Annotated in this window: 24 protein-coding genes; 14 read left to right on the forward strand and 10 right to left on the reverse strand. The window is 47.2% G+C overall.

Annotation, left to right across the window (positions count from 1 at the left end; all coding sequences use genetic code 11):
* Positions 1–49 precede the first annotated feature (49 nt).
* From pqqA to BM099_RS00555, 7 genes are all read left to right on the forward strand, one after another.
* Complete coding sequence (pqqA, locus tag BM099_RS00525; protein ID WP_084332595.1) at positions 50–121, forward strand: pyrroloquinoline quinone precursor peptide PqqA; 72 nt, start codon at positions 50–52, stop codon at positions 119–121.
* A gap of 110 nt (positions 122–231) precedes the next feature.
* On the forward strand, positions 232–1,164 hold the full coding sequence (pqqB, locus tag BM099_RS00530; protein WP_090723050.1) for a pyrroloquinoline quinone biosynthesis protein PqqB: 933 nt from the start codon (positions 232–234) through the stop codon (positions 1,162–1,164).
* An 8-nt stretch (positions 1,165–1,172) separates the two neighbouring features.
* The gene (gene pqqC / locus BM099_RS00535; protein WP_090723052.1) at positions 1,173–1,946 is read left to right on the forward strand and encodes a pyrroloquinoline-quinone synthase PqqC; all 774 of its coding nucleotides are present in this window, start codon (positions 1,173–1,175) and stop codon (positions 1,944–1,946) included.
* Entirely contained in the window at positions 1,943–2,212 is a 270-nt protein-coding gene (gene pqqD / locus BM099_RS00540; protein WP_090723053.1) for a pyrroloquinoline quinone biosynthesis peptide chaperone PqqD, read from the forward strand. The genes pqqC and pqqD overlap by 4 nt, the downstream gene beginning before the upstream one ends.
* A gap of 2 nt (positions 2,213–2,214) precedes the next feature.
* The gene (pqqE, locus tag BM099_RS00545; protein ID WP_090723054.1) at positions 2,215–3,372 is read left to right on the forward strand and encodes a pyrroloquinoline quinone biosynthesis protein PqqE; all 1,158 of its coding nucleotides are present in this window, start codon (positions 2,215–2,217) and stop codon (positions 3,370–3,372) included.
* Entirely contained in the window at positions 3,353–5,302 is a 1,950-nt protein-coding gene (locus BM099_RS00550) for an alpha/beta hydrolase family protein (RefSeq protein ID WP_198064081.1), read from the forward strand. Before pqqE ends, BM099_RS00550 begins: the two co-directional genes overlap by 20 nt.
* Before the next feature lie 534 nt (positions 5,303–5,836).
* The gene (locus BM099_RS00555) at positions 5,837–7,132 is read left to right on the forward strand and encodes an APC family permease (RefSeq protein WP_090723055.1); all 1,296 of its coding nucleotides are present in this window, start codon (positions 5,837–5,839) and stop codon (positions 7,130–7,132) included.
* A gap of 693 nt (positions 7,133–7,825) precedes the next feature.
* On the opposite strand, the gene BM099_RS00560 is transcribed toward BM099_RS00555, so the two are convergent.
* Both BM099_RS00560 and BM099_RS00565 read right to left on the reverse strand, forming a co-directional pair.
* The gene (locus BM099_RS00560; RefSeq protein ID WP_090723056.1) at positions 7,826–8,131 is read right to left on the reverse strand and encodes a hypothetical protein; all 306 of its coding nucleotides are present in this window, start codon (positions 8,129–8,131) and stop codon (positions 7,826–7,828) included.
* Between the two features lie 369 nt (positions 8,132–8,500).
* Positions 8,501–9,760, reverse strand: coding sequence for a peptidoglycan DD-metalloendopeptidase family protein (locus BM099_RS00565; protein ID WP_218150131.1), 1,260 nt, complete (start codon positions 9,758–9,760; stop codon positions 8,501–8,503).
* A 182-nt stretch (positions 9,761–9,942) separates the two neighbouring features.
* On the opposite strand from BM099_RS00565, the gene BM099_RS00570 reads away from it, so the two are divergent.
* Both BM099_RS00570 and BM099_RS00575 read left to right on the forward strand, forming a co-directional pair.
* The gene (locus tag BM099_RS00570; protein WP_090723057.1) at positions 9,943–10,563 is read left to right on the forward strand and encodes a gamma-glutamylcyclotransferase family protein; all 621 of its coding nucleotides are present in this window, start codon (positions 9,943–9,945) and stop codon (positions 10,561–10,563) included.
* 327 nt (positions 10,564–10,890) lie between these two features.
* Positions 10,891–11,847 (forward strand): DUF808 domain-containing protein, encoded by a 957-nt coding sequence (locus tag BM099_RS00575; RefSeq protein WP_090723058.1) that lies wholly within the window; start codon positions 10,891–10,893, stop codon positions 11,845–11,847.
* Positions 11,848–11,987: 140 nt separating this feature from the next.
* Here the strand turns inward: BM099_RS00575 and BM099_RS00580 are convergent, their stop codons facing one another.
* On the reverse strand, positions 11,988–13,100 hold the full coding sequence (locus tag BM099_RS00580; protein ID WP_090723059.1) for a porin: 1,113 nt from the start codon (positions 13,098–13,100) through the stop codon (positions 11,988–11,990).
* 312 nt (positions 13,101–13,412) lie between these two features.
* On the opposite strand from BM099_RS00580, the gene ercA reads away from it, so the two are divergent.
* From ercA to BM099_RS00600, 4 genes are all read left to right on the forward strand, one after another.
* A complete protein-coding gene (gene ercA / locus BM099_RS00585; protein ID WP_232348881.1) occupies positions 13,413–14,564 on the forward strand; it encodes an alcohol dehydrogenase-like regulatory protein ErcA in 1,152 nt (383 codons plus the stop codon).
* Positions 14,548–16,287, forward strand: coding sequence for a PAS domain-containing hybrid sensor histidine kinase/response regulator (locus BM099_RS00590; RefSeq protein ID WP_090723063.1), 1,740 nt, complete (start codon positions 14,548–14,550; stop codon positions 16,285–16,287). The genes ercA and BM099_RS00590 overlap by 17 nt, the downstream gene beginning before the upstream one ends.
* Before the next feature lie 136 nt (positions 16,288–16,423).
* Entirely contained in the window at positions 16,424–17,578 is a 1,155-nt protein-coding gene (gene nosP, locus BM099_RS00595) for a nitric oxide-sensing protein NosP (RefSeq protein ID WP_090723064.1), read from the forward strand.
* Positions 17,571–20,159, forward strand: a complete 2,589-nt coding sequence (locus BM099_RS00600; protein ID WP_090723066.1) for a hybrid sensor histidine kinase/response regulator — start codon at positions 17,571–17,573, stop codon at positions 20,157–20,159. Before nosP ends, BM099_RS00600 begins: the two co-directional genes overlap by 8 nt.
* Positions 20,160–20,282: 123 nt before the next feature.
* Here the strand turns inward: BM099_RS00600 and BM099_RS00605 are convergent, their stop codons facing one another.
* The 3 genes from BM099_RS00605 to BM099_RS00615 form a co-directional block, all read right to left on the reverse strand.
* On the reverse strand, positions 20,283–20,951 hold the full coding sequence (locus BM099_RS00605; protein ID WP_090723068.1) for a response regulator: 669 nt from the start codon (positions 20,949–20,951) through the stop codon (positions 20,283–20,285).
* A 62-nt stretch (positions 20,952–21,013) separates the two neighbouring features.
* On the reverse strand, positions 21,014–21,652 hold the full coding sequence (locus BM099_RS00610; protein ID WP_090723071.1) for a rhodanese-like domain-containing protein: 639 nt from the start codon (positions 21,650–21,652) through the stop codon (positions 21,014–21,016).
* Between the two features lie 136 nt (positions 21,653–21,788).
* Entirely contained in the window at positions 21,789–22,406 is a 618-nt protein-coding gene (locus BM099_RS00615; RefSeq protein WP_090723074.1) for a LysE family translocator, read from the reverse strand.
* Between the two features lie 240 nt (positions 22,407–22,646).
* Between BM099_RS00615 and BM099_RS00620 the strand changes: the two genes are divergently transcribed.
* On the forward strand, positions 22,647–22,847 hold the full coding sequence (locus tag BM099_RS00620; protein ID WP_090723077.1) for an oxidoreductase-like domain-containing protein: 201 nt from the start codon (positions 22,647–22,649) through the stop codon (positions 22,845–22,847).
* Here the strand turns inward: BM099_RS00620 and BM099_RS00625 are convergent.
* The 4 genes from BM099_RS00625 to BM099_RS00640 are packed head-to-tail and all read right to left on the reverse strand — an operon-like array spanning position 22,844 to position 26,653.
* Positions 22,844–23,656, reverse strand: a complete 813-nt coding sequence (locus BM099_RS00625) for an ABC transporter permease (protein WP_090723079.1) — start codon at positions 23,654–23,656, stop codon at positions 22,844–22,846. The genes BM099_RS00620 and BM099_RS00625 overlap by 4 nt on opposite strands.
* Positions 23,653–24,387: an ABC transporter ATP-binding protein gene (locus tag BM099_RS00630; protein ID WP_090723082.1), complete on the reverse strand. Its 735-nt coding sequence runs from the start codon at positions 24,385–24,387 to the stop codon at positions 23,653–23,655. The genes BM099_RS00625 and BM099_RS00630 overlap by 4 nt, the downstream gene beginning before the upstream one ends.
* Positions 24,384–25,409 (reverse strand): YVTN family beta-propeller repeat protein, encoded by a 1,026-nt coding sequence (locus tag BM099_RS00635; RefSeq protein ID WP_232348880.1) that lies wholly within the window; start codon positions 25,407–25,409, stop codon positions 24,384–24,386. Before BM099_RS00635 ends, BM099_RS00630 begins: the two co-directional genes overlap by 4 nt.
* Before the next feature lie 14 nt (positions 25,410–25,423).
* Positions 25,424–26,653, reverse strand: coding sequence for an ABC transporter substrate-binding protein (locus BM099_RS00640; protein WP_232348879.1), 1,230 nt, complete (start codon positions 26,651–26,653; stop codon positions 25,424–25,426).
* Between the last annotated feature and the right edge of the window lie 96 nt (positions 26,654–26,749).

A 26,749-nucleotide genomic window follows, 5' to 3' on the forward strand; every position in this document is an offset into this window, starting at 1 on the left:
TTCAGACATTTCTGAAGAGCACTCAATAACAACAAGAGAGGTACCTTCTATGTGGACTAAGCCAGCTTATCAAGATCTGCGTATCGGCTTCGAAGTAACAATGTACTTCGCAAACCGTTAAGCGTTCTAGCACTCTTAATAAGGAGTGCCAAAGCCAGTGCCGGGTTCATGCTCCCCGGTACTGTGCCCTCTTAGAATAATAACTACTCTCTTCCGAGCACTGAGTCTTTTATGAAAATACAGGTATTAGGTTCTGCCGCGGGTGGCGGTTTTCCACAATGGAATTGCAATTGTCGCAACTGTAAGGGTTTTCGGCAGGGTACGCTCAATGCTAAATCGCGTACGCAGTCTTCGATTGCCGTCAGTGTGGATGGCGTCGAGTGGATTCTGTTTAACACCTCACCGGATATCCGCGAACAGTTAGCGTCTTTTGCTCCGATGCAGCCTGCCCGTACTATTCGCGATACAGGCATTGCGGCTATTGTTTATATGGATAGCCAGATTGATCACACCACTGGTTTGCTCATGCTGCGTGAAGGTTGTCCGCATCAGGTGTGGTGCACCGATATGGTTTATCAGGATCTGACGACAGGTTTTCCGGTGTTCTCTATGTTGAAGCACTGGAATGGCGGTATTGAGCGCCATACAATCCCTGTTAGTAGTGATAGCCATGCCGAAGGCAGCAGTTTTGTGGTACCTCAGGTACCGGAGCTAAAACTCACCGCTATCCCTTTGCGTAGCAGTGCGCCGCCTTATTCGCCACACCGTAATGATCCTCATCCCGGGGATAACATTGGTATTCTCATAGAAGACACGCGCAGTGGAAAAACACTGTTCTATGCCCCGGGGCTTGGCAAGATCGAACCCCATTTGAACCCGTTGATGTCAAATGCCGACTGCTTGCTGGTCGATGGCACCTTATGGCAGGAAGATGAGATGATTACCGCCGGTGTTGGCGATAAGCTGGGTGTCACCATGGGGCATCTGCCACAATCCGGCGAAGGTGGCATGATTGAGTATCTGGATACGCTGGAAAAACCGCGCAAGATACTTATCCACATCAATAATACCAATCCGATTCTGGATGAGGACTCTGCCGAGCGCAAAGAAGTAGAAGCGCACGGTATTGAGATCTCTTATGACGGAATGAGTATCGAGTTGTAGGTGCGCTGATGAGTAACCCGACTAGTTTTACAGATACATTGCCATTGACACGTAAAGAGTTTGAAGCTGCTTTACGAGCCAAGGGGAACTTTTATCATACTCAGCACCCGTACCATGTCGCTATGTACGAAGGCCGCTGCACACCTGAGCAGATTCGTGGCTGGGTAGCGAATCGCTTTTATTATCAGATCAGTATTCCGATAAAAGATGCGGCGATTATGGCTAATTGTCCGGATCGTGATGCACGTCGTCAGTGGGTGCAGCGGATACTGGATCACGATGGTTATGAGGGAGCCGAAGGCGGTATTGAAGCCTGGTTACGTTTAGGCGAATCGGTAGGTTTAACCCGCGAAGAGATCATATCCGAAGAGCATGTGTTGCCCGGTGTGCGCTTTGCCGTGGATGCTTATATTAATTTTGCCCGGCGAGCTAACTGGAAAGAAGCGGCCAGCTCCTCCTTAACTGAGCTGTTTGCGCCGACGATTCATCAGAATCGTTTGGATACCTGGCCCACTCACTATCCGTGGATCAATGCGGATGGGTATCAGTATTTTCGTAACCGCTTAACCGAAGCGCGTCGTGATGTGGAGCATGGCTTAACCATTACGCTGGATCATTACACGACACGTGAACAGCAAGAACGTATGCTGGAGATATTGCAATTTAAGCTGGATGTCCTCTGGAGCATGCTGGATTCCATGACCATGGCTTACGAGCTGAACAGACCTCCTTACCATACGGTAACGGATGAGCGCGTATATCATCGGGGGCTATCTGTATGACCAGCTTAGAGATGATCCCTGTGTTGGAAAAAATGTTCCGGTTCCAGTGGGAAGAAGCGCAGCAGTCTTATGTATTGCTCTATCCGGAAGGGATGGTCAAGCTGAATGGGCCGGCGGGAGAGATATTGTCGCTGGTGGATGGGAAGCGGAATCTGACTCAGATCATTGATCTGCTGATGGAAAAGTATCCGCAAGCGGAAGGCTTGAATGACGATGTGCTGGCGTTTATTGATGATGCCATAAAGCAGCATTGGATACGGGGGTAAGTATGAGTGGCAGTTGTCAGGGGAAACCCTCTTCATTACCGGAACCTCCCTCTCATGGGCAGCCATTGTGGCTGTTAGCAGAACTAACTTACAAGTGCCCATTACAGTGCCCTTACTGTTCCAATCCGAAAGACTTTGCTGACTTTAGCGAAGAGCTGACTACTCAGGAGTGGATTAAGGTCTTTGAAGAAGGGCGTAAGCTGGGCGCCGTCCAGTTGGGGTTCTCCGGTGGCGAGCCACTGGTCAGGCAGGATTTAAGCGTACTGATTAAGGCGGCGCGCGATCTGGGTTATTACACGAATTTGATCACCTCGGGTGTTGGCCTGAGTGAACGCAAGGTTGCAGAGTTTCGTGATGCCGGCCTGGATCATATTCAGGTCAGCTTTCAAGCCAGTGATGAAACCGTTAATAACATGCTGGCAGGTTCGCAAAAAGCCTTTCAGCAAAAATTGAAAATGGCGCGCGAAGTTAAAGCACAGGGTTATCCTATGGTGCTCAATTTTGTTACGCATCGCCACAATATAGATCAGATCGACCGTATCATTGAGCTCTGTGTTGAACTTGAGGCCGACTATGTAGAACTGGCGACGTGTCAGTATTACGGTTGGGCTTTCGAGAACCGTCAGCAATTAATGCCTACACGTGCTCAATTAGAGCGTGCCGAGCGTATCACCAATGAATACCGCGCTAAGCTGGCTGCAGCGGGCAATCCGATTAAGCTGATATTCGTCACACCTGACTATTACGAAGAGCGTCCTAAAGGCTGTATGAACGGCTGGGGGCAGGTATTTCTCACAGTAACGCCAGATGGTCAGGCGTTACCTTGTCACAGCGCCAGAATGCTTCCTATTGAGTTTCCAAACGTACGTGAGCATACGCTTGATCATATTTGGAATGAATCATTTGGCTTTAATCACTTTCGTGGTTATGAGTGGATGAAGGAGCCGTGTCTTTCCTGTGATGAGAAAGAGAAGGACTTTGGCGGTTGCCGTTGTCAGGCGTATATGATGACTGGCGATGCGCACAATACCGACCCCGTCTGCAGTAAATCGCCAAACCACGATATGATTCTACAAGCGCGTGCTGAGGCTGAAGCGCCTGCTACCGAGCCTTTACTGTATCGTAACGAACGCAATTCCCGTGTCTTCTGCAAAGGTTAAACTACTCACCCCTCAATCCATAAATCCTGGCACAAACCAAGTCAGTGCTGAGCAGGCGGTCGCCGGGCTTAAAGATTATGGCCAGCTCGCCTGCGATACCGACGGTGTTTTATTCTGGGTGGAGTATCGTCCTGAAGACGCCGGCCGTAACTGTCTGATTCGCTATGCCAATGGTGTTGCACAAAACCTCACACCGCCAGACTTTGATGTGCGCAGCCGGGTGCATGAATACGGTGGTTTAAGCTGGTGCCTGCTGGATTCGCAAAGCTGGGTTTTTGTCAACAAGCGGGATCAGCAACTCTATCGGCAACAGATCAGCGCTGAAAAGCCTGAGCAGTTAACATTCCTTATGGAATCTCGTTTTGGTGAACCTGTTTATGATGCGATTCATCATAGGGTTCTGATGATTGAGGAGCAGCATAGTAGCGAAATACATTCTTACGAGAATGTAATAAATCGCCTGGTGTCCTTGTCTCTGACGAGCGGCGAAATAGAGGTGCTCCATGAAGGGCATGACTTTTATAGTTCGCTGGTACTTTCCGGGAATGGCCAGCAATGCCTGTTTATTAGCTGGGATCACCCCCATCAACCATGGATCGCCACCCAGTTACATCATGGTTTTTTTGGGCCGGATGGCCTGATTGAGCGACAGCAGATACTGGCCGGACAGGGGATGAATACCTCAATCCTGCAGCCTTCGTTCGATCATGACGGTGGTATCTGGGCGATGAGTGACCAGTCCGGGTGGTGGAACTTATGCCGTTATTTTCTTGCTGAGCAACGCTTACAGCCTTATTGGCAGGTAGACGCCGATTGTACAACGGCTCCCTGGCAGTTTGGCGGGTATCATTATCATGTGTCGCAACAGCAGGTCATTGTGATTCGCCTGCAGCAGGCCGCGGCAGATCTTTTACAATTGAAAAACGCCGAGGTGGCTCAGCAACTGGTTAGCGAATACAGCCAATTTAGGGCGATCACCCAATCACAGAATAAAATCTATGCGGTTGCCAATGCTCTGTCTAGTTTGCCGCAAGTAATTGAAATTGATCCGCTTAGTGGCCACACCCGGCAGTTGTCAACCCCTGCTGATAGCCCGGTTGTGGACGGTTTGGCTGTGGATAACTTATCTCTGCCGCAGCACATCAGTTTTCCGGTAGGCGATCAGCAAGCCTTTGGTTTTTTTTACCCGCCTGTAAAAAGCGATGCTAACAAAGAGGATTCGCAATCAACCGATAGCCGCTCGTTACCGCCGGTGGTGTTCTTCTTTCACGGTGGCCCTACCGCCTGCACTTATCCGGTGCTGAATCCACGTATACAGTATTGGACGCAGCGCGGTTTTGCTGTGATGGATCTTAACTACAGAGGCAGCAGTGGCTATGGCCGGGCTTATCGCTTGTTGCTGCATAAGCGCTGGGGGATATCGGATGTGGAGGATGCGGAAGCTGCGGTGCAGTACTTATCGGATAAAGGCTTAATTAATCCACAACAGGTATTTGCTCGTGGTAGCAGTGCCGGCGGTTTTACGGCATTGGCAGCACTGGCCTTTTCCGATCAATTCTCCGCTGGTGCCAGCCTTTATGGTGTGACAGATCCGTTGGCGTTAGCAACAGCCACGCATAAGTTTGAATCGCATTATCTGGACTGGCTAATTGGCTCGCCTGTCACCGAGAAAGATGTTTATCAGGCACGCTCACCGTTAGCGCATGCCAGCAAGATTAAAGTACCGGTGATCTTTTTTCAGGGAGAATTAGACGCCGTTGTTGTACCAGAGCAAACTCGGGCGATGGTGTCGGCGCTGCAACAGCAGCAAATTCCTGTTGAGGCGCATTACTACGCGCAAGAAGGGCATGGCTTCAGATCTGCAGAGAACCTCGCCGATGCGCTGGAAAAAGAGTATCACTTTTACCAGCGTATTATTGGCGAAGAATAATCGCCTGGTGTTAACAAAATAACGAGCCACTTTGCTCTGAGTTTGGAAATAAAGTGCTAAGTTATTGATCTTTATAACTAACGATATATGTTTCTAGAATAGGGATTGAATGTGTCGGGCAACGGATTGGCTCTTTTCTGTAAAATCACTTCCGAATAAATTCACTTATCTCTTTGATTAATAATAAATTAATGCTTATGTAAAGTTTACTTGGAACCCAAATAGGGCGCCAAAGTGATAGTAAGCCATAGGCAATTAATAATCTGTTAGCGCATACAAAGGAAAAGCGTGTGACCGAGATAATTTTTTATGTTGGCCTGGGGATATTTATTATTGGCGGAATCGGCCTGCTCATAGCAGCCTTAGAAGTTACGTCCAAGTTACGGGGACAGTTTACTTAATTCCTTAAAGTGGGCTGAGTTAAGTAAACTGTCCCTGGAGTTTCTTTACTTGAAACTCAAATGGGCACCAAAGTGAAAGGAAGCCATAGGGTATGGAATAAACTATTAGCCTTATAAATAACTAAGGAGTCCTATGCATATATCAAAAAAGCCAATTGGGTTTTGGTCAGCCGTATCTATGGGAGTAGGTTCGATGGTTGGAGCAGGCATTTTTGCCTTGCTTGGTGAGGCGAGTGCCATCTCTGGAAGTGCAGTATATATTTCATTTATCATGGGTGGAATTATTGCGTTATTTAGTGGTTACTCAATGGGCAAGCTAGGTGCCCGTTATCCTTCTTCTGGGGGGATAATAGAATATTTATCACAGTCTTACGGTGTTGGCTTTTTTACCGGAACAATGGGGATTATGCTTTATTTCTCAGCCATAGTTTCCTTAAGTTTAGTTGCCAAAGCCTTTGGCAACTATGCAGTTACCTTTTTTCCCTCAATTGCTGAATCACAAATGTGGAGGAATATATTTTCCATTGGCATCATTATTCTATTTGTATTGATTAACCTCAAAGGGGTAAAGGATGTTGCTGTTTGGGAAAGGATCACCGTAGTCATAAAATTTTTGGTATTGGCAGGTTTATCTGTAACAGGAATTATATATTTAAACCCCGTTTTGTTGTCCCCCAGTTATTACCCACCACCCAACGATATATTTTTTAGCATAGCGATCACCTTTTTTGCTTTTGAGGGGTTCCGGGTTATTACTAATACAGCGGAAGATATGCCTGACCCTGCTACAACGCTGCCCAAGGCAATGTTGACCGCTATTTTATTGGTTATGGTGCTTTACGTTGCTATCGCCTTTGCTGTTTTTGGCAATTTACCCGTTGCAAAAGTTATTGAAGCAAAAGATTTTGCCTTAGCAGAGGCGGCATTACCCATATTTGGTGAAATAGGTTTTACGGTTGTGGCCTTAACAGCGTTAGTTGCAACGGCATCATCTATCAATGCTAACCTGTATTCTGTGACAAACGTCACTTATCAGTTAGCAAAAGACGGTGAGCTGCCTGCGGCATTTGGCAAACCCATTGGCCACAGCCGGGAAGGGTTAGTTATTAGTGGTGTATTGATCATTATTTTATCGTTGTTATTTGATTTGTCAGAAATAGCTGCAATTGGCTCAATATCGATTTTGTTTGTGCATACTGTTACCCATATTGGCCATATAAAAATCATTACTCAAACAGGGGGCTCATTCATTTTAGTGCTTATTGCCGCTATGCTTAGTTTTATTGCCATGACTCTTGCTTTTGTTTATGTGAGCCAAAAATCTGGTCATGTTGCTTATATTCTTATTGGATTTATCCTAGTCGCTTCAATTACAGAAATTGCGTTGCAAAAAGTAGCGAAAAGAGAAATAAAGCCAAGGGTTGCATGATATTAACAAGGCTGATCAGATTCCGGGGACAGTTTACTTAATTCCTCAGCGCTGGTGCGATAAACTATTTTCGACAAAGATGTATCAGGTACAAGGAGCAAAACAATGGCCAGGATGGCTCGAGCGGTTATTCCAAAATACCCTGACCATATTACCCAACTTGCAACCGCCGCCAGTATAATTGGGGCAGAGTAGAATGGCGATAAGTTAAAACTGTTTGGAGCGGTACCTGCGCCTATGGTTTGTCGCTATCATTTTATGTAGGGGGTTGGTTTAATAGTTGGATTAATGCTCAAGTAGCAAGAATCACTTGTTAGTGCCTTCTTATTGACCTACTCGCTTCTTTGTAAAATTCTTGTGTCCGCAAGCGCCATGATTGCTTCGGCAACCTTGATTCCGATGCAGAATGTCATACTTGTTCAAAAAGGGTGAGTGAAATCATATTTAAAATATTGGGAGAGTATAGGAAGTAATTATACCCACACAATTCTATTAAACTACTACAAGATCCAGGCTACAGATAAGCGCGAATATTACTCGCGTCGATTTTGTCGGTAGCGAAACGGCAGATAGTATTGAACAGGTTAGTGCTTTAATTAATAAATCCATAGAACAACACCCCGGAATAAAACGGGTGTTTATTGAAGCTGAAGACGAAATAGCCAGACATTAGCCAGCCTATAACGTCTTTAGTTATTTCTCTGTACGTTCTATCAAATCTTCAATTTTTTGCGCAAGCACATCCCAGATAGCCATAGGTCCTGAATTCCGGATGGTATCTTCGCGCCAGTGATCTACCGACATTCTCTTGAATTTCTCGGTTTCTTCAACCAGCTTCGCTTTTTGCCCTAAATATTCATTGAGCTCGGTTTTGATATGATGATCGTCACCCAGATCTTTTGTCGCATCGTAGGCACGAGCGAAGAGTTCATCAATATGTTTACTGCGAGACTCGTACTCGCGGATGTGTTGCTCCACTAACTGTTCTTTGGTGGTCATGTTTTAGACTCCATATGGGGTTATTTTTACAATAAACCCGAAGTTACTAGTAGGGTATGATCCAGGTCAAGTAGCAGATTAACAAGCAGTATAGGAAGGATTTACACACCCGATTTACTATAATCTACTAGAGATTCAGGGTGCTGGCAATCGACAAGCTATTATAGTGCCATGTCAGGAAACCCTTATAAGGGGCTTCAATAAGCAGCGGACAGCTAAAGCGACAGGCTGCTTTAGACGTTAATGACCGCTGTGGGTCATAGCTGTCAGGTTTAATCTGGCACGTGGATTTATCAGTGCCAGATTAAGTCTAAGATGCTACAAATCAGCAGGTGTAGATATCCTTAGTATAGGCAGTTTCATACGGCCTTAGCCCATATTCTTCTGGTACCTGGCTACCATTTTCTTGAAGGCTATACGGTCTTTGCCCTCTATTTCTGTCATGATCGGGATGTCAGAACTCATTGCGTTGACGGCACGGTTATTGATGTGTAGTTCATAATGTAAGTGCGCGCCCGTAGAGCGGCCTGAGTTACCAGATAGTGCAATTTTCTGTCCCCGCGATACACTTTGCCCTTTGCGCACATAGGCTTTTTTCAAATGCAGGTAACGGGTTTTATATTTCTGGCCATGTTTGATTTTGATATAAAGCCCGGCATAGGCGTGTTTTTTCACTTCAATGACGACACCATCACCGGTTGACAGCACCGGAGTACCAATCGGTGCAGCGAAATCAGTGCCGTTATGCGGCCTGACCAGGCGGGTAATAGGATGACGGCGATTGGGGTTGAAGTTAGAGGAGATACGTAGCTTTCTTTCCAGAGGGTAACGGGAAAACGCACGTTCCAGGCCAGTACCTCTTTCATCATAATAACTATTGTTATAAAGAAAGGCTGTCACTTCACGTTTCTTATTGATTATCTTAATCGCTTCGATGCGTGTTTCACCGGTTTCCTGCCCTTTTACCATCTGCTTGGAGCGTACGATTTGGAATGTATCGCCAAGGCGAAAACCTCGATTAAAATTGATTTTTTCTTTAAGGAGCGATGAAATCTCCATGATGTCGCCTGCGTCCAGGCCTACCTTGGATGCTGAATTGTAAAAGCTGCCTTTGACTTCTCCCGAGAGTACTTCCTGTGTCCAGTCACCCGGTATAATTAACTCTTTGTATTCAAAGCCTCCTCCATCAACCCGTTGATATGTCACCGTGTGTGCCAGACTGAAGACTATTTCAAGCTTATCCAGCTGTTGTGTCCGGGAATCTAACCAGAAGCGCAGTGAGTTGCCGGGCTTGAGGGTATCTAGCGCCAGCAGTGCAAGGTCGGTTTCCAGAATTTCGTACATCGTTGCTTGTGGAATCCGCAACATATCGAAAATTTGGCTCAGAGAATCTCCTTTTGTGATGCTGTAAGCGTAATTTTCAGGGGTCATAGTGGTGAGTTTGAATTCGTATTCGGTGAAGCCCGCTTCTGAAGAGATAAGTTGTGGCAGCGCTAGTGTTTGAGATTTATCACTGTTACCAAGAAACATGAAAGCCAAGACCAGAAGGGTCAAAAAAAGCGATAAAATTTTATGGATAGAGGGGAGTCTGGACCAGAAAAGATCCGCATACATAATTACTTGGCGCATATGACCATAAGACCGTACGAAAAATGAGTTATAGCCTGCTAAAGTAGCGGATTCAACACTATAAGCCAAGTCCGAAGGCTGTTTTACCGCGGCTAATGATATAATGCCAAGGTTCTTATCCGGATGTGCATACGACAAGATAATATTTCCAAGTAAAACACGCTGAGGGGTGCTTCGTAAAAATGAGTAAATTAAACAGGCACTACATCTTTGGTTATGGCAGTTTGATTAACAGCCTGAGCCGTGCAGTTACCGGGGAATCGGGCTGCGTATTGCCGGTTAAAGTCTCTGGGTATGAAAGGTCATGGTCAGTGATGTCTCCGGATTTTGGCATGAGTTCCGTCGCAGTCGTGCAGCGTGAAGGCGCTATCTGTAATGGCGTTTTAGTTGAGGTGCCGGAAAGCGAGATCCAACACTTTGATCTACGCGAGCGTGGTTATCAGCGATCACGGATTGAAGCGCATCAGATACAGACTTATCAGGAAGTTGAGTTGCCCGAAGGGACGTTATGGATCTACCACGCCTGTGAAATTGTAGCGCCCACACATACCTGCCCGATTGCGCTGAGTTATGCCGATGTTATTTTGGCCGGTTGTATCGAGCACGGGCATGACTTTGCATTAGAGTTTATCGCCCTGACGAAAGGTTGGGAGTATCCGGCCCTGAATGATCGCGATACGCCTCGTTATCCGCGTGTACAGCGACAGCTGCATACGCCGCTACTGAATCGGTTAGTCGCGGATGTCATTAGGTTGTCAGATGATCAGTTATCAGCATCTTATGATGAAGGCCCTGCGGACTAGTAATGCTGAAGCCGCATCTATCAGCAGTGCTGAGGGCCGGCACCGCTTGGCATGGATGCTGCACTAATACTAAAGTTTCGAATCCAGAGTAGTAGTTTACTGAGGCTAATGCCGTAGTGTGCATTGGGTTGGTGAGCCGCATAATATCTGTGTTGTTTCTTTTACTTATCCTTGTATTTTTTGTCAGTATTTTGTTGTTTCTGACCCTCCTTTTTTGCCCGCATCTGATGCGGGTTTTTTTTGGCCGCGATTTGCCAGAGTCAGACATTATTCATATAAATCCGTTATGATTTATTTCTTGTCTTCAAATCAGATGTGAGAAATAAAATGGCCGGTTCAAGCCTGTTAGTCTTAATTGATGATATCGCAACGCTACTCGATGATGTTGCAGTGATGTCAAAAGTGGCTGTTAAAAAAACCGCAGGCGTGCTCGGAGATGATCTTGCGTTGAACGCTGAACAGGTTTCAGGTGTGAAAGCTGATCGTGAATTACCCGTGGTTTGGGCTGTGGCGAAAGGTTCATTGCTGAATAAGGTGATTTTGGTACCGGGCGCATTGGCGATTAGCTATTTTTTGCCGTGGTTAATTGTCCCGATGTTAATGCTTGGAGGCTTGTTCCTCTGTTTTGAGGGCTTTGAGAAACTGGCTCACAAATATCTGCATAGCTCTGACGAAGATAAGGCGCACCATGACCAGCTGGAAGCGGCGGTTAAGGATAGCAGTGTCGATATGCTGGCATTTGAAAAAAATAAAATCAAAGGCGCTATTCGTACGGATTTCATACTCTCAGCAGAAATTATCGTTATTACCTTAGGTACGGTGGCTGGTGCGCCATTCGTCACGCAACTTGCGGTGCTGGTGGGTATCGCTTTGGTGGTGACGGTCGGTGTTTACGGGATAGTAGCAGGTATTGTTAAACTGGATGACCTGGGCCTTTATCTGGAGCGTAAACCGGGTCAAGGTGGCTGGGTTAGCTTTCAGCGCTGGTTAGGGCTTCGCATCGTGATCGCTGCTCCATATTTAATGAAAGGTCTGGCTATCGTGGGGACGATCGCTATGTTTTTAGTGGGTGGCGGTATTATTTCCCACGGCATCCCTGTTTTACACCATTGGATAGAAGGTGCAGAAACGACAATAGCGTTGCTGCCTGCTGTCGGTAACGTGTTAGGTGCGTTAACTCCGACCTTGTTGAATCTTGTGATCGGCTTGTTAGCAGGTGCTTTGGCTGTTGCTGTGGTGACGTTAGGGCAAAAACTGCTGGGTAAAAAAGATTCAGCCGCATGATTTGGCGCTTTAGAACACAAATCTAAACTCAAAGCAAAATGTGGGGTTATAGATTTTTAGGATATAAAGTGCGGCGATACAGCGCAACAGTGAAGGGGGCTGTGCGCTGTACCTCGCATTTTGTTAATCGGTCAGTTGATTTACCAGGTCAGCACAGCACCCAGCGCAACAGTATCGGTTTCACGAGCATCACTTTCAGTGCGATCGTATTCAGCGACTAATTTTAGATTGCTGTTGACCGTGTGGAACCAGGCAACGGCAGTATTCTGAGCATCCAGGTTATTTGCTGCTGCTGTCGTTCCGCCTGAGTTTTCGCCGTAAGATGCAACCAGGCGCTCTTTGCCCATCGTATAAGAAGCCTGAACCAGGTAGCCATCAACATCTGCATTATCTGCTGTGACCAGATTAGCTAACCCCGCCGTTCCTACACCCGTAGCGCTGAAACCAGAGGCGCTTAAGGACAAGCCAGCAACTTTAACGTTAACGCCATACGCTACGCCGTTAGAGTCAACATCGGTAGCGCCGCTGGTGGAGCTTTGCGCCATGCCGCTAACCCAGGCTTTCAAGGGTACGTTGTCGCTGAGTTGCGTTTCGAAGGTTAATTCGGCCTCGATACGTGGTGTGCTCTCTTCTGAACCGCTGGCAGACTTGCTTGGGTCCATCAGACCAACGGCCAGTTGGAAACCGTTATTTTTAGGCGTGCGGTAGGTGATCTGCGCATTTGGGAAAGGATACAGATAACCTGTACCTATGTTTCCGAATGACACGCCCTGGCCATCAATCAGACCATCAGAACCGACTTGTCCGTATCCCAGTAGCAGCTCATCACCAAGAATGTTGCTGCGTCCAAACAATGCAAAATCTTTACCGATCAGTACTTGTCCCCACTCTCCATCGACGGTGCCATAGAATTGGCGAACGTCGATACCGGTAGAAGTAAGGTTGGTATTAGCATCATTCACAGAAACCCAGAAAGATGACCGCGCACCGAGTTTCAAATCGTCGACCTGTTTGCCGAAATTAAAACCTATATAGTTGGGTAAGAAGCCCATTTTGACGCGCGACTGGGTGCGATCCAGCGTGTCATCAAGATCGTCAACCTGGCTATGCACATAAAAGGTGTTGATAAGGCCGTCAGTACTGAATGTGGTGTCGTCTTTATCGTAGAGGTTTAAGCCGGCAGATGCTTGCGTACAAATACCTGCAGCAATGGCACAGGTGAGCAGCTTGAGATGTGTCTTCTTATTTTTCATATTGTCCCCATAAGAGTATTTTTCAGATTAGCCGTGACCTGTATATTTTCGGGGTTGGTGGCGATTGGAAGAATGCCTCTTTGGCACTGAGCGATTGCCACATTGGCCTTGTTGTACCCGCTGCTAAAGCCTCTAATTCTTTTTAATATTAGCTACTTAGCTCAATGGTATTGGGTCTGGTAGTAATACCGAATACCCCTTGTGAGGTGCGCATTGAAATAAAAGGGTAAACTCCCTATCCTTTGTATACGTCAGCGTGAGCAAGACGTTTCATATAATAAGAAGCTTGAGTGCCCATCGATGAGCTCTGATATGTCGAATCTACGTAAATTTGTATCCCCCGAAATTATTTTTGGTGCCGGCGCTCGCCACACGGTGGGAAATTATGCGCATAAATTCGGCGCTCGAAAGGTCTTGATTGTTTCAGACCCGGGTGTTGAGAAAGCAGGCTGGGTACAGGATGTGCGCCTAAGCCTTGATGAGCAGCATATTCCCTATGCTATTTTCACGGGGGTATCTCCCAATCCTCGTTGTGAAGAAGTGATGGCCGGGGCGCGCTTTTATCAGGAGCAGAGCTGTAATGTGATTGTGGCTGTCGGCGGGGGAAGCCCGATGGACTGTGCAAAAGGAATCGGTATTGTCAGTGCACATGGACGGCATATTCTTGAGTTTGAAGGTGTGGATAGGATTGATGTAGCCATTCCACCGTTGATATTTATACCCACAACGGCCGGCACGTCGGCTGATGTTTCTCAGTTTGCGATTATTTCTGATCAGAATGAGAAGATGAAATTCTCGATTGTCAGTAAAGCGGTCGTGCCGGATGTCTCTCTCATTGACCCGGAAACGACCGCTACCATGGATGGTTTTTTGAGTGCTTGTACAGGGATTGATGCATTAGTACATGCGATTGAAGCCTTTGTTTCAACCGGGGCAGGTCCATTAACGGATATGCATGCATTGGATGCTATCCGCCTTATCAATATTAATATTGCGCCTTTGGTCGCTAACCCAAAAGATATGCACTTGCGTGAGCAGGTTATGTTGGGGTCGATGAAGGCGGGTCTGGCATTCTCTAATGCGATTCTTGGCGCTGTGCATGCGATGTCGCATAGCTTGGGTGGTTTATTGGATCTTCCCCATGGCCTTTGTAATGCGATGTTGCTGGAGCACGTGATCGATTTTAACTACTCTGAAGCGACGGATCGCTTTAAAGTAGTTGCCGAAACGATGGGTATTGATACCCGTGGGTTAACCACGCCACAGATTAAACAACGATTAATGCAGCATGTTATCGCGCTAAAAACTGAAATCGGATTGACCCAAAAACTGTCGGAGCACGGTGTCAGCGCATCGGATATACCGGAATTGTCAGTCAACGCATTACGAGATCCCTGTCTCCTCACCAATCCACGTAAATCTAACCAGCGAGATGTTGAAGTCGTGTATGAAGAAGCCCTCTGAGAGAAATAATGCGACTTTTGAGGACCTTATCGGCCTTGGAGACCATTCCGCACGTAAAAACTATTATCCGGAGCTTACGCAAAAGCTGGATGAGCTGGATGTTGAACGTAACCGTTATAAATGGTTGTTCGATAACGCCTTGCATGGCATCTTTCAGGCGGATTTATCAGGGCGATTCAGAGCCGCAAACCCTGCAATGGCTTCTCTTTGTGGCTACTCATCAGCGAGTGATCTGGTTGAGCAAATAACAGCGATCGATCAACAGTTGTTTGTTGATGCGCAGGACTACCGAACGCTGCTGATGCGCTTGAGCCAAGATGGCAAGGTCCATCGCTATGAAACCCGGCTGTTAAAAGCCGATGGCTGTTTTATTTTTGTGTCGATGAATGCACTGCTAAAACGAGATGCTGATGATGTCACTCTGGAGGTATTTGTTCAGGATATCAGTGAGCGTGTAAGCGACCAGGCACGACTGAAAAAATTGAATGAAGAACTTGAAGAGCGGGTAACCGAGCGCACCTATGCGCTAGCGACGGTTAATCATAAACTGTGGGACGAAATTCGCGTACGGGAAACCACACAACAAGAGTTATTGGTTGCTAAAGAGCAGGCCGAAGACGCTAATACCAGTAAAGATAAATATCTGGCGGCAGCCAGCCATGATTTGTTGCAACCGATGAATGCAGCACGTCTGTTGGTCTCTACGTTACGGGAGCGGAAGTTGGCGGTTGCTGATGCTCAACTGGTCGAGCGAATTCACGTGGCGCTTGAAGGTGCTGAGGAGCTGTTAACGGATCTGTTGGATATATCTAAATTGGATCAGAACGCCGTACAGTCAGATCCATGCGCGTTTCACCTTTCACAATTATTAAACGCCTTAGAAACTGAATTTCAGCCGCTTGCCGAGCGTGCCGGACTGATTTTGAAAATCAGAAAAACAGATCAGATGGTTTTCTCTGATGCCCGATTGTTGATGCGCGTTTTGCGAAATTTTGTTAGTAATGCGTTGCGCTATACCAACCAAGGGGGAGTGTTAGTCGGTTGTCGGGTACGGGGAGAATATTTGTACCTGCAGGTGTGGGACAGCGGTGAGGGGATTCCTCAAAAGAGCATAGTGGATATTTTTAGTGAGTTTAACCAGTTAGAGCAGCACCGAAACGGAATGCGAACCGGTGTCGGGCTTGGCCTGGCGATTGTTGATCGTGTTGCACGGGTGCTGGGGCACCCGATAACAGTGCGCTCACGCGTGGATAAAGGCTCAGTATTTACTGTTCAGGTGCCGTTACTCACTAGCGACATGGTTGCGCCTCGCCCTGTCGCAAGAACTACCAGTGTCAGTGGTTTTTCCTCTGAGGTAGTGTTGGTGGTGGATAATGATCAGAATATTCTGCTCAGTATGGATGTATTGCTGACGCAGTGGGGATTGACCCCGTACATTGCCACCAATGCGGCATCCGCTATCGAACTGTGTAAACAGCAGCAGATAACCCCTCATGTTTTACTGCTGGATTACCATCTGGAAAAAGGCGAAACCGGTTTAGATGTACTGGATAGTCTGGAACAACATTTCAACACGCGAATTCCCGCGGCGATGCTGACGGCCGAACGCTCTGATATTAGCCTCAGACATTTTCGCACATTAGGTTTACAAGTCTTAAATAAACCGGTGAAACCGGGAAAATTACGCGCACTATTGACCCATATGCTTTCGGCATCGGAATAAATGACATCGGTGGGTATCGGGCTGTAGAGGACGATGTTGCAGGTGCGAAAATATTTAGGTCACAAGTACTATTTGATATAAGCAATAGTCTGCCTAGACTGAAGTAAGACCTTTTCATAAAAGGATTTTTATTATTATGGCTGAACCCGCTGTTACCTGTTTCTCAAATCACAGTGATCCGTTTGCCGCTGCTGCAGAGTTGCAACAACAGTTGCGACAACAGTTACGCTTTGAAGATTTAGGGTGCGTGTTGTTTTTCTGCACAGCTGAGTATGATTTGTCGCTATTGGCTGAGGCAATGAATCAGGCGTTTGAGGGGGTTCAGTTGGCCGGATGTACTACAGCCGGAGAGATCACCGCTGAAGGTTATGCGCAGGGTGCTATTAGTGCGATTGGCTTTAATCGTCGGCATTTTGCGGTAGAAACTTGTCTTATCAGAGCGATGGATGATTTCTCACTAACGCACGCGCAATCGGTTGTTGAGTCTTTTATTAATAAAGGTCGGGTCAAACAGCTGGCCCCGATTAAAGGCAATAGTTTTGTTCTGACCCTGCTGGATGGTTTGTCAGTGCAGGAAGAGCAGGTACTGGCAACGTTAAGTTCGGCTTTGGGCAATATTCCGCATTTTGGCGGGTCTGCCGGTGACGATATTCATTTGTCACATACGCATGTGTTTGCGCATGGGGCTTTTTACACGGGTGCCGCCGTTGTGCTGTTATTTAATACAGACTGCGAATTTGAAGTATTCACTACACATCACCTCTTAACCTTGAGTGAAAAATTGGTAGTGACATCCGCCGAGCGTGAAACCCGGCGAGTTTATGAGCTGAATGCGGAACCGGCAGCTGAAGAGTACGCCGCCCTGATTGGCGTCCCTGTCGATGAGCTGACGCCGCAAGTATTTGCCTTGAATCCCTTGGCGGTCAGAATTGGCGATGACTTTTATGTGCGATCTATTCAAAAGGTTAATGCTGATCTTAGTTTGACGTTTTATTGTGCCGTGGAGAATGGGATTGTCCTGACCCGCATGCAACGAGGCGATATGTTACAAAATCTGACCAGACAGCTGGAACGGATTGAGAAAAAAATAGGTTCGCCGCAATTGATTATCGGCTGTGATTGTTTTCTTCGACGCTTGGAAATAGAGCATTTAAATATCGTACAAGAGGCTTCTGCCTTGCTGCGCCAGCATAAAGTGGTGGGCTTTAACACATACGGAGAGCATATTAACGGCATGCATATCAACCAGACATTTACAGGCGTGGTGATTGGGAAGCCTGCAAATGAGTGAGGCTGAGTTACTTTTAAGACTAGCTGAGCTGGAGCGGGAAAACCACAAGCTTAAGCGGATCAACCATGCACTGATTGAACGGGTTGAGTCGAGTAATGTGCAAGGGGCTAATCCGTATGCCGCTTTTGAGCATGCGGTGGTATTGGCGGATCAGGTTCGCGAACGCACGGAAGCTTTGAACGATGCCCTGTCTGAGTTAAAAGTCAGTCATCGGGCCCTGAAAAATGCCAATCAGATTGCAGACCTGGCGAATCAGCGTTTAGTCGATGCTATTGAGAGCATTTCAGATGCCTTTGTTTTGTTTGATCGTGAACGGCGCATCGTCCTTTTTAATAGTAAATTTCAAGGTGTCTGGAAAGGTACCGGGCAGGTGATAGCAACAGGCACTACGATTCGGGATATCCGTCGTTTGGCTGATCAGCATGGTCTGATTGCAGAAGAATATGATGGAACCGGAGACGCTAATAAAGTGTTCCGCATGTCTTCCGGGCAATGGGTACAGATGAGTGAGAGGCCGACTTCTGATGGCGGTATGGTGATATTGTATACCGATATCAGCCAGCTAAAAGCGGCTGAAACTGAACGTCGCGAAGCGGCGTTGGCGCAAAAGTCGTTGTTGTTACAACGCACAGTAGACAACCTTTCTCAAGGCGTCGCCCTGGTCAATGCCAGTGATCAACTGGAGATATGGAATGACCGGTTTCTTACATTAACCGGTGTGTCCCGTTCAGAAGCAGAGTCATTCCCGCCATTTCGGGCGCTCAATCTCAAACATTTTCATGACAATAATGCCAAAGGAAGACAGCCCGGCAGTTCGCATATCATGCGGCATAATGATCATATCATTGAAGTAAGGACACATGCTATGCCGGACGGTGGGTATGTGAATACTTACACCGATATTACCGAGCGTTATCAATATGCCGAAACGCTTAAAGAGAGCGAGCAGTGGATTCGTTTGATTACCGACCATGTACCCGCCCTGATCGCTTATGTGGGCGATGATCTCTGTTACCGCTTCACCAACAAAGTTTATGACGAATGGTATGGTTGGGAGCGTGGTAAGTTAACCGGTGAGAGCATCACGCAGGTGCATGGAAAGCGAGGTTTTAATGAGTTGGAGCCCTATGTCCAACGGGCGCTTTCAGGTGAGAATGTCACTTTTGATATTGCCGAGCGAAATGCTTCTGGTGAGCAACGTTATATGCTCAAGTCCTATGTGCCGAATATCGGTGAAGATGGGAAGACCGTTGGGTTTTTTGTCATGATCCGCGATATTACCGACCGGCGTAAAGTGGCTTTAGAACTGGAAGAAGCCTATCAAACTCTGGAGCATCGGGTTGATGAGCGCACTTCGGAACTAACAGCGGTCAATGAACATCTGCTCACTGAGATTGAAGAGCGCACCCAGGTCGAAGCCCGTTTACGTGAAGCGAAAAAAGATGCTGAGCAAGCTAATTTGTCAAAAACCAAATTTCTCGCAGCGGTGAGTCATGACCTGTTACAGCCTTTAAATGCCGCGCGCCTGTTTACCGGTGCATTAGCTGAAAAGGAGCTGACTAATGTTACCCGTCCTCTAGTAAATTCTGTGTCACATGCATTAAGTGATGTTGAATCATTGCTGGGTACGCTTGTTGATATATCTAAACTCGATGCCGGCGTGGTTACGCCGGATATCACCACCTTTCGGGTGCGTGATTTGATGGAAAATATTGCCAATGAATTTTGTCAATTTGCGCAGAAAGATGGGCTTAAAATGTCTTATATTCCGTCATCTGCTACGATTTCGACAGATTCTCAATTGTTAGCACGTATCCTTAGAAATTTTTTATCGAATGCGATTCGTTATACGACGAAAGGGCGGATATTGTTTGGCTGTCGCCGTAAAAAACATTCACTCGCGATCGAGGTATGGGACACCGGTGTAGGTATTCCTGAAGCGCAATTACAGGAGGTTTTTCAGGAGTTCCGGCGACTTAACCCGCAGGGGCTGGGTTCTGATACAAGTTCCGATAAAAGTGGCGATAAAGGGCTGGGGCTGGGTTTAGCGATTGTGGATAAAATATCCGGGGTACTCGGCCATCCGATTACGGTTCATTCGATTGAGGGAAAAGGTTCTGTCTTTGCGGTTGAAGTCCCTTATGGTGAGCTTGCGCTGTATTCTGAGGTTCCGGGAACGGATTGGGCTGCGGCAGCAGATTGTTTGCAGGGTGCACATATCTGGGTGATTGATAATGATCTTGCTATCTGCCAAGGGATGCAAACGCTGCTTGAAGGGTGGGGGTGTCGTGTTACCACCGCACTTTCATTAGAACATCTGTTGCAGCGGGTAGACCCGACAAAGGATCCGGTTGATCTGTTGATTGCGGATTATCATCTGGACAATGGGAATAATGGCGTCGATGCAGCGCGGGGGTTGGCCAAGCGGCTTCCCCATCCACTTTCTGTGCTGATGATTACAGCAAACTACAATAAAGATCTGAAACAAGAGATACGTGAGCTGGGCTACATTCTGATGAATAAGCCGGTTAAGCCTTTAAAGCTGAAGTCGACGTTATTGCATCTGTTAAAAGACCGCTGACTTTCAGCTTTTCGCCCTGTCCGGTAAACCTCAATCTTTAACTCTTACCTGTTAACTCTCACCTTTTAATTCTGGGCGCTAACGGCTATCCATCTACGGCTAACGACACCAGACCCGTTTGATTTAGCGTTTGAGGTATTCGCTGAAATCAATATTGCCAGCGGATAGAACGGCCTGAATTCGATTATGCACATTGAGTTTGCGTAAAATAGCGGAAACATGCGCTTTTACTGTAGTTTCGGCAATGTTGAGGTTATAGGCGATCTGTTTGTTTGACTCGCCTGTAGACATCCTTTCCAGTACTAATAACTGGCGGCGGGTTAGCGAAGAAAGCATCTCAGGAGCGATGCGTTTATCATCGTTACGTGGCTGACGGCGTGTTTCCGGTGAATTACTGCGGATGATATCGGATGGCAGATATACATTCCCAGCCAAAATCTGCTTCAGCGCATTGGTCATCTCCTCACGAGACGAGGATTTTGTAATAAAGCCGATCGCACCATAGGTTATTGCTTGTAAAACGATCTGTTTATCTTCTTCGGCCGAAACAATCACAACCGGAATCGTCGGTGATTCGTTACGCAGGGTAATTAAGCCGTTTAAACCATTCATGCCGGGCATGTTCAAGTCTAACAGGATCAGGTCTAAATCATCTTGCTCAAGCGAAAGCTCAAGAGCACTTTCCAGTGTTTGTGCTTCCAGCAGGTCACTATCAGGAAAACTGGTATGAATGACATTGCTAATCGCCTCTCGGAATAGAGGGTGATCATCCGCAATCAGGATTTTATACACAATACTCTCCCACTCTTATATTTATTATGGATCACGATATCAGATATAGGTGCCTGATAAGATCAGGGTGAAAATTTTTCCGGTATTCCTTCGGCTGTATCCAGATCAGCTTCCTGCCAACCGTCTGAACCATCCCGGTACCAGTAAAGATGAGAGTATCCCCATTCTTTTGCGCGTTTTATAGCGTTCCATGACATCCAGCAATCCGCTGTGCAGTAAATCACAACCGGGTAGTCTTGTCGTCCCTGTGTTATCTCCTGCAAGTTCTGCTGAAAATAGTCAGCCCATGTATCTTCGAGTTCTCCCTGGCCTACATTCGGTGTCCAGCGGCTGCCTGGTATATGCAGGCGGGGCTCTTTCTGGATGAAAAAGCCATCTTTCCAGATCAACGGCTGCACATCCAGTAGTGCCGGAGTCGGTATATCCTGTAGCAAGTTAAGCAACTGTTCTGTTGATAACGTTTTTGCCTGTTCATGTTGTGCCGGCGTTGGGCTGCGATAACGCAGTAAACGATAACCCTCTAACGTAAACAGTTCGCTTTCATCGTCAAAGCCTCCAAGCCATGAGACGGCAGGTATTATGGCGTTTTGGGTGCGCTTGTTTGTTTTTTCTATCAGCGTTGTTTCTGCTTGTACCGAAGCGGTAAGGGTCAGCAATAACCCTGAACATAACCAGTACAGCCAAATAGTGCATCTACGCATACTACATCACCTTTTTTGACTGCTGGTATTACAACGCGACAGTCAAAAAGAATACATTCTGCAATGGAGTAAAAAAACCAGTACTAAAGTATTGGTTTTTAGTAAGTATCAGTTTTAACACATTCACTCAGTTTGGCTAGTGGCGTGTTGCTAAGAATGCCCCTGCTCCGATCATGATAGAACCCGCGGAGCGGTTCAGATTGCGCATTGCTTTGGCGGATCTGAATATCCTACGCGCCTTCGATGCCATATGGGCGATCAGCATTACTCCGAGCATCAGTGCGAACAGTTGCAAGACGGAGGCCAAGGCAATATCGGCGATACTTAACACCGACAGGTTCATGAAGGTAGGCAAAAAAGCGATATAAAATAATATCACTTTCGGGTTGGACGCCGAGATCAAAAATCCCTGAAGAAAGCTCTTTATTCCATGGCGGGGTTTGCTGACAGGCGTGTCCTCACAAAGATCTATCGGTGTCGTCCATAGTTTCCAGCCAAGGTAACAGAGGTACGCCGCTCCGGTGAAGCGGATGATGGTAAACAGCTCGCCCCAATGCTCAGCGATGGCGGCTAAACCTAAACATGCCAGCACCAGGTAGACAATATCACTGCTCACCATCCCCAGCGCGAGCAAAAAACATGAACGGCTGCCCTCCACCATGGCGCGTGCGATAATCGCAAAAATGCCAGGGCCCGGCGTGATGCCGAAAATAAAGATCGCGATAAAAAAGGTGATGGCGCTCTCGAAAGACACGGTTGTTAACCTCTGGGCTTATATGGCAGGTCAATGATGGATATTCTGAGTTTATATCATGTATTCATGATGGCTGACAGCAAGCTGTTCAGTGCGAACTGCGCTATTTCTGACTGAGCAGTATTATTTCCATTTTATGAAGGCATAAATACTGTTTAATGCTTCCTGATGTAAGTTTTCTTGGCTAACGCGCACCGTATGGTAAAATATATTTTATTGTATAAATACGGGGGTAGAAATATGTTAGAAAAACCAACGCCTCCAGGTGACTGCGAGTGCTGTGAAGCCGGTTGTGAGCCGTGTGTGTGGGATATCTATTACGAAGATATGCGCGAATGGAAGGCGGCTCAGGAGAAGCTAAAAGCCGCGCAGGAAGTAGAAAGCGCTGACGGAAAAACAACAGAAAACGCTGACGAAAAACAGGCTGAAAGCCGTGTTTAATTCGGCTTTTTGCCTGTGCCTGCGGCGGCTCGTTGTGGGTTAAACCCTGTTATTGCCAGCACTGAAAAGACCAGTGTTGTCGCCAGCGTAACGCTGAATGCGACGCTATCAAATTTCAGATAGAGCGCATGCCTGACCAATTCGACCGCGTAGGTGAAGGGATTGGCTATACAAATCCAATAGATCCATTCGCTGGCTTCCTGCATTTTCCATAACGGATAAAGGGCCGAAGAGAGAAAAAACATCGGAAAGATGACGAAGTTCATCACACCGGCAAAGTTCTCCAGCTGTTTTATCCAGGATGAAATAAATAGTCCGATAGCGCCGAGCATCACGGCAACCAGTAACAGCGCCGGTAAAACACTCAGGTATCCCCACAATGGCGGTTCAACGGCGACCAGTAACGCGATAATCAGAAACGCGTAAACCTGCAGCAACGACACAAGCGCAATCGAGATGAGTTTACAGACGAGTAGAAACCAGCGCGGTAGTGGGCTCATTAACAGTACGCGCATACTGCCCATCTCGCGGTCATACACCATCGATAGTGAGCTTTGCATGCCGTTAAACAGCAGGATCATGCAACATAGGCCCGGGGCAATATAGACTTCGTAGGTGATGTACGTTTCGTAGGGCTCGATGATAGCAATCCCGAGGGCTGCGCGAAATCCTGCTGCAAATACGACCAGCCAAAGAAGAGGCCGTACCAACGCACTGAAAAAGCGGGTGCGCTGCTGAATAAATCGCAGGTATTCACGCGTGAGTATTCCCCGGAAACAGTACCAGTAGTGGGTTAGAGAGATCTTCATGCCGCCGTATCCGTTTGTTGGGTAAGATACTCAAATGCATCGGCTAAATGCTGTTTGTTGCTCAGCTCACACAGGTCATGGCCCGTACCGGAACTGAGTAGTTGGCCTTGATGGATTAATAAGACGCGATCTTCAGGCAGGATCTCGTCGATCAGGTGTGTTGCCCATAATACAGTGAGTTGTGTGTCTGCACAGAGTTGTCGCACGTAGTGATTAAGTGCTTTCCTTGCTTTGGGATCAAGGCCTGTCGTGGGTTCATCCAGCAGCAGTACGCTTGGCTGGTGTAAGAGTGCTCTGGCTATTTCGACGCGCCGGCGGTGCCCGCCATTGAGCGCGCGAACTTTATCATGTGCCCGGTTACTCATGTCCATGCGTTGCAGTTCTTCTGCGATGCGCAGACGTGCTTGTGTACCGCAAAGCCCATGCAGTGACGCATGGTATGCAAGGTTTTGCTGCACGCTTAAGTCCAGATCCAGCGTGCTTTGTTGAAACACCACGCCAAGCTGCTGCATGACTTGGGTCGGATGCTTTTGCAGATCTAGATCGTTCAGCACAATGCTACCATTTTGCATGGCATACAGGCGTGTCAGGAGTGCGAATAAGGTGCTTTTCCCTGCTCCGTTAGGGCCGAGCAACGCGCAGAACTGACCGCTCTCCAAAGAAAAATCAACGTCTTTTAATGCAGCTTTTTTTCCGTAGCGGAAGCTGAGCTGCCTGACCTCGATACTCATTTTGTTTTTGCTTCTGTTGTTTTCACGACGACACCCCATGGATAGCGACCGACCTTGACGGTCTTGATCGCTTTCATTTTTGCGATATCGATGATACTAACATCGCCGCTGATACCATTGGTGGTTAAAAGTAATGATTGATCCGCATTAAATGCCATATGCCATACACGCCGGCCTACCAGAATATAATCAATAACTTCGTAGGTCGCTGTATCAATAACGGCGACATGGTTGGCCGGGCCCAGAGCAACAAAGGCGTATTGGCCATCATCACTGAGCTTGATGCCCACGGGTTGAACTTTGTCTGGATGAACGCCACGAATCTTAAAATCAATTTTATGTGAAATCTGGCGTGTCGCTACATCAATGACTGAAACAGTTGCACCAATTTCAGAGCTGACCCAGAGAACCTTACTATCTTTTGAAAATTCAGCATGGCGGGGGCGTTGATCTACCAGTGTGTTATCCACAAGCTGCATGCTTTCGGTATCAATCCAGTGCACCATATTAGTCGTTTCACTGGTATTAACGGCGATCTTTCCATCGGGGCTTACTGCCATCCCTTCGGGCTCTACACCCACATCAATCTGAGCCAGTACTTCGTTGGTTTCGGTATCAACGACAGTCGCCAGCGCATCATCTTCATTCGAGATATACAAGTGGCGATTGTTGGGGTGTAATGCAAACTGCTCCGGATCTTCCCCGGACGGCAGCTCTTTAATGATCCGGTGTGTTGCTAAATCCATTACCTGTACGGTGTCGGAATCTGAAGCACAAATATACAGTTTGCTTTGATCCTTAGACAGGATGATACCGCGTGGGCGCTGGCCTACATCGAGAGTGGCGGTGACCTCGTAAGTATCAAGGTCAATCACTGACAGGGTGTCATCTTTCTCGTTAGATACATAGGCAACATCTGCTAATAGAGGTTGTGTAACGAGCAGCAGGCTTGCCATGCTCAGTGCCAGGCGGCGGGGGAAAAAGCGGCTGCTTTGCATACCAGATATCATATTGGTCTTCATAGTGAATCCTGTCTCTAAAAGCGTTCCAAAACGCGGCATTGGCTTTCTGGTTTATCAAACCCCAGTGTATCCAGTTCAGATACGGGATGCAGAAAGCCCTCCTGCGGAGATTGTGATACCAGCGAGCGCGGGTGTATCAGTGCAATAGGTTGGCGTAACTGCCCATTCCATGAACGAAAATTAAGTTTGCGGCCTTTAAAGCCGGCGAGCTCGAAGGCATCCGAGGCGATGTAACTTTTGAGCACCTGAACGTCTTCGCTATTGGTACGGGTGACGGCTTCGGCAATGGTGCGTACGGCGGCCCATGCGGCGTAGTCTTTCTCGCCCATCCAGCGGCCAGTGAGTTTTTCAAAGCGCTTCTGAAGTTGAGCGGCTCCCCATTGCTCGACAACGCGGTGCCAGGTTACGGGTGTCAGGCCTTGTGTCCCGACTACGGGACGAGGGTACCAGGTGTTATATAAAACATACTCGCCAAAATCGCCTCGCTCATCCGCTACCACAACGATATCGTATTCTTTCGTTTGCGTGAATAACGGCATTTCCCTTTGGGCTGTGCGGCGTAGATCAGTATCGAAGTCCCACGCTTTTTCAGCGACAATTTTGAGACCATAGCGGTTAGCTGCACGTTTAATCGCGGCCGTATACGCCTGATCATCATCGGTTGGACCTGTGATGAGCAGCAGATCCGTGAGGCGGCGTGCTTTTAGCCATTGTCCCAGTGCATCGGTTAACATCGCGCGGCTTGGAATCGTGTGTAGTGTATTTTTAGGACAATTTGTTTGGCGTAATTGATCGTCTTTAGCGCCTGCATTGAGAATCAGCACATCATTGGGAAGGCTATTACTTAAGGTGTTTAAGGTGCTGGCTGGTAGATTAACGACAAAGCTGTGAATGCCTTCCTGGTACATGTGCTGAGCGCGCTCGATGATACGCTCTGAGTTTTCATCACTGAAAGCATCTAATACAAAGCTCTGTTTTAAAAATTTTCCGGTTGTATTGCTATCGTTGATGGCAAGATCGACCCCTCTCAGGCCCGCATCTTCAGGTTCCGGCAAAATATTAGATAACACCGGCCCTGTATCTATTTCCTGAGCTAAGTAGCCAATCTTTGTCGTCACATCAGCCAGTATTACTGTGCTGAGTAGCATGGCTGGCACGGCCAATAGCATACTTAACCAGGCGCGACATAAAGCGCGGCGTTTCTGTTTAGTATAGTGAGCGGTAAGGCTTATTTTATAAGTCATAATGCTTGGCTGTACTCGCAAAGGTCTATTCTAATTGTTATGTGATGTGGCCAGCTTAGGTGGGAATGCTTATCAATTAAATATGTAGAAAGTAGA

It is taken from the genome of Neptunomonas qingdaonensis (assembly GCF_900113275.1).
GTDB lineage: Bacteria > Pseudomonadota > Gammaproteobacteria > Pseudomonadales > Balneatricaceae > Neptunomonas > Neptunomonas qingdaonensis.

Excerpts from the sequence above, each read along its gene's own strand:
- BM099_RS00570 (WP_090723057.1), top strand. The coding sequence starts at position 9,943 with ATGAGTAAATTAAACAGGCACTACATCTTTGGTTATGGCAGTTTGATT.
- BM099_RS00635 (WP_232348880.1), bottom strand. The coding sequence starts at position 25,409 with ATGAAGACCAATATGATATCTGGTATGCAAAGCAGCCGCTTTTTCCCC.
- ercA (WP_232348881.1), top strand. The coding sequence starts at position 13,413 with ATGTCGAATCTACGTAAATTTGTATCCCCCGAAATTATTTTTGGTGCC.
- BM099_RS00630 (WP_090723082.1), bottom strand. The coding sequence starts at position 24,387 with ATGAGTATCGAGGTCAGGCAGCTCAGCTTCCGCTACGGAAAAAAAGCT.
- BM099_RS00640 (WP_232348879.1), bottom strand. The coding sequence starts at position 26,653 with ATGACTTATAAAATAAGCCTTACCGCTCACTATACTAAACAGAAACGC.
- BM099_RS00580 (WP_090723059.1), bottom strand. The coding sequence starts at position 13,100 with ATGAAAAATAAGAAGACACATCTCAAGCTGCTCACCTGTGCCATTGCT.
- BM099_RS00620 (WP_090723077.1), top strand. The coding sequence starts at position 22,647 with ATGTTAGAAAAACCAACGCCTCCAGGTGACTGCGAGTGCTGTGAAGCC.
- pqqB (WP_090723050.1), top strand. The coding sequence starts at position 232 with ATGAAAATACAGGTATTAGGTTCTGCCGCGGGTGGCGGTTTTCCACAA.
- BM099_RS00560 (WP_090723056.1), bottom strand. The coding sequence starts at position 8,131 with ATGACCACCAAAGAACAGTTAGTGGAGCAACACATCCGCGAGTACGAG.
- BM099_RS00575 (WP_090723058.1), top strand. The coding sequence starts at position 10,891 with ATGGCCGGTTCAAGCCTGTTAGTCTTAATTGATGATATCGCAACGCTA.
- BM099_RS00610 (WP_090723071.1), bottom strand. The coding sequence starts at position 21,652 with ATGCGTAGATGCACTATTTGGCTGTACTGGTTATGTTCAGGGTTATTG.
- BM099_RS00555 (WP_090723055.1), top strand. The coding sequence starts at position 5,837 with ATGCATATATCAAAAAAGCCAATTGGGTTTTGGTCAGCCGTATCTATG.
- nosP (WP_090723064.1), top strand. The coding sequence starts at position 16,424 with ATGGCTGAACCCGCTGTTACCTGTTTCTCAAATCACAGTGATCCGTTT.
- BM099_RS00625 (WP_090723079.1), bottom strand. The coding sequence starts at position 23,656 with ATGAAGATCTCTCTAACCCACTACTGGTACTGTTTCCGGGGAATACTC.
- pqqE (WP_090723054.1), top strand. The coding sequence starts at position 2,215 with ATGAGTGGCAGTTGTCAGGGGAAACCCTCTTCATTACCGGAACCTCCC.
- BM099_RS00565 (WP_218150131.1), bottom strand. The coding sequence starts at position 9,760 with ATGCGCCAAGTAATTATGTATGCGGATCTTTTCTGGTCCAGACTCCCC.
- BM099_RS00600 (WP_090723066.1), top strand. The coding sequence starts at position 17,571 with ATGAGTGAGGCTGAGTTACTTTTAAGACTAGCTGAGCTGGAGCGGGAA.
- pqqD (WP_090723053.1), top strand. The coding sequence starts at position 1,943 with ATGACCAGCTTAGAGATGATCCCTGTGTTGGAAAAAATGTTCCGGTTC.
- pqqC (WP_090723052.1), top strand. The coding sequence starts at position 1,173 with ATGAGTAACCCGACTAGTTTTACAGATACATTGCCATTGACACGTAAA.
- BM099_RS00590 (WP_090723063.1), top strand. The coding sequence starts at position 14,548 with ATGAAGAAGCCCTCTGAGAGAAATAATGCGACTTTTGAGGACCTTATC.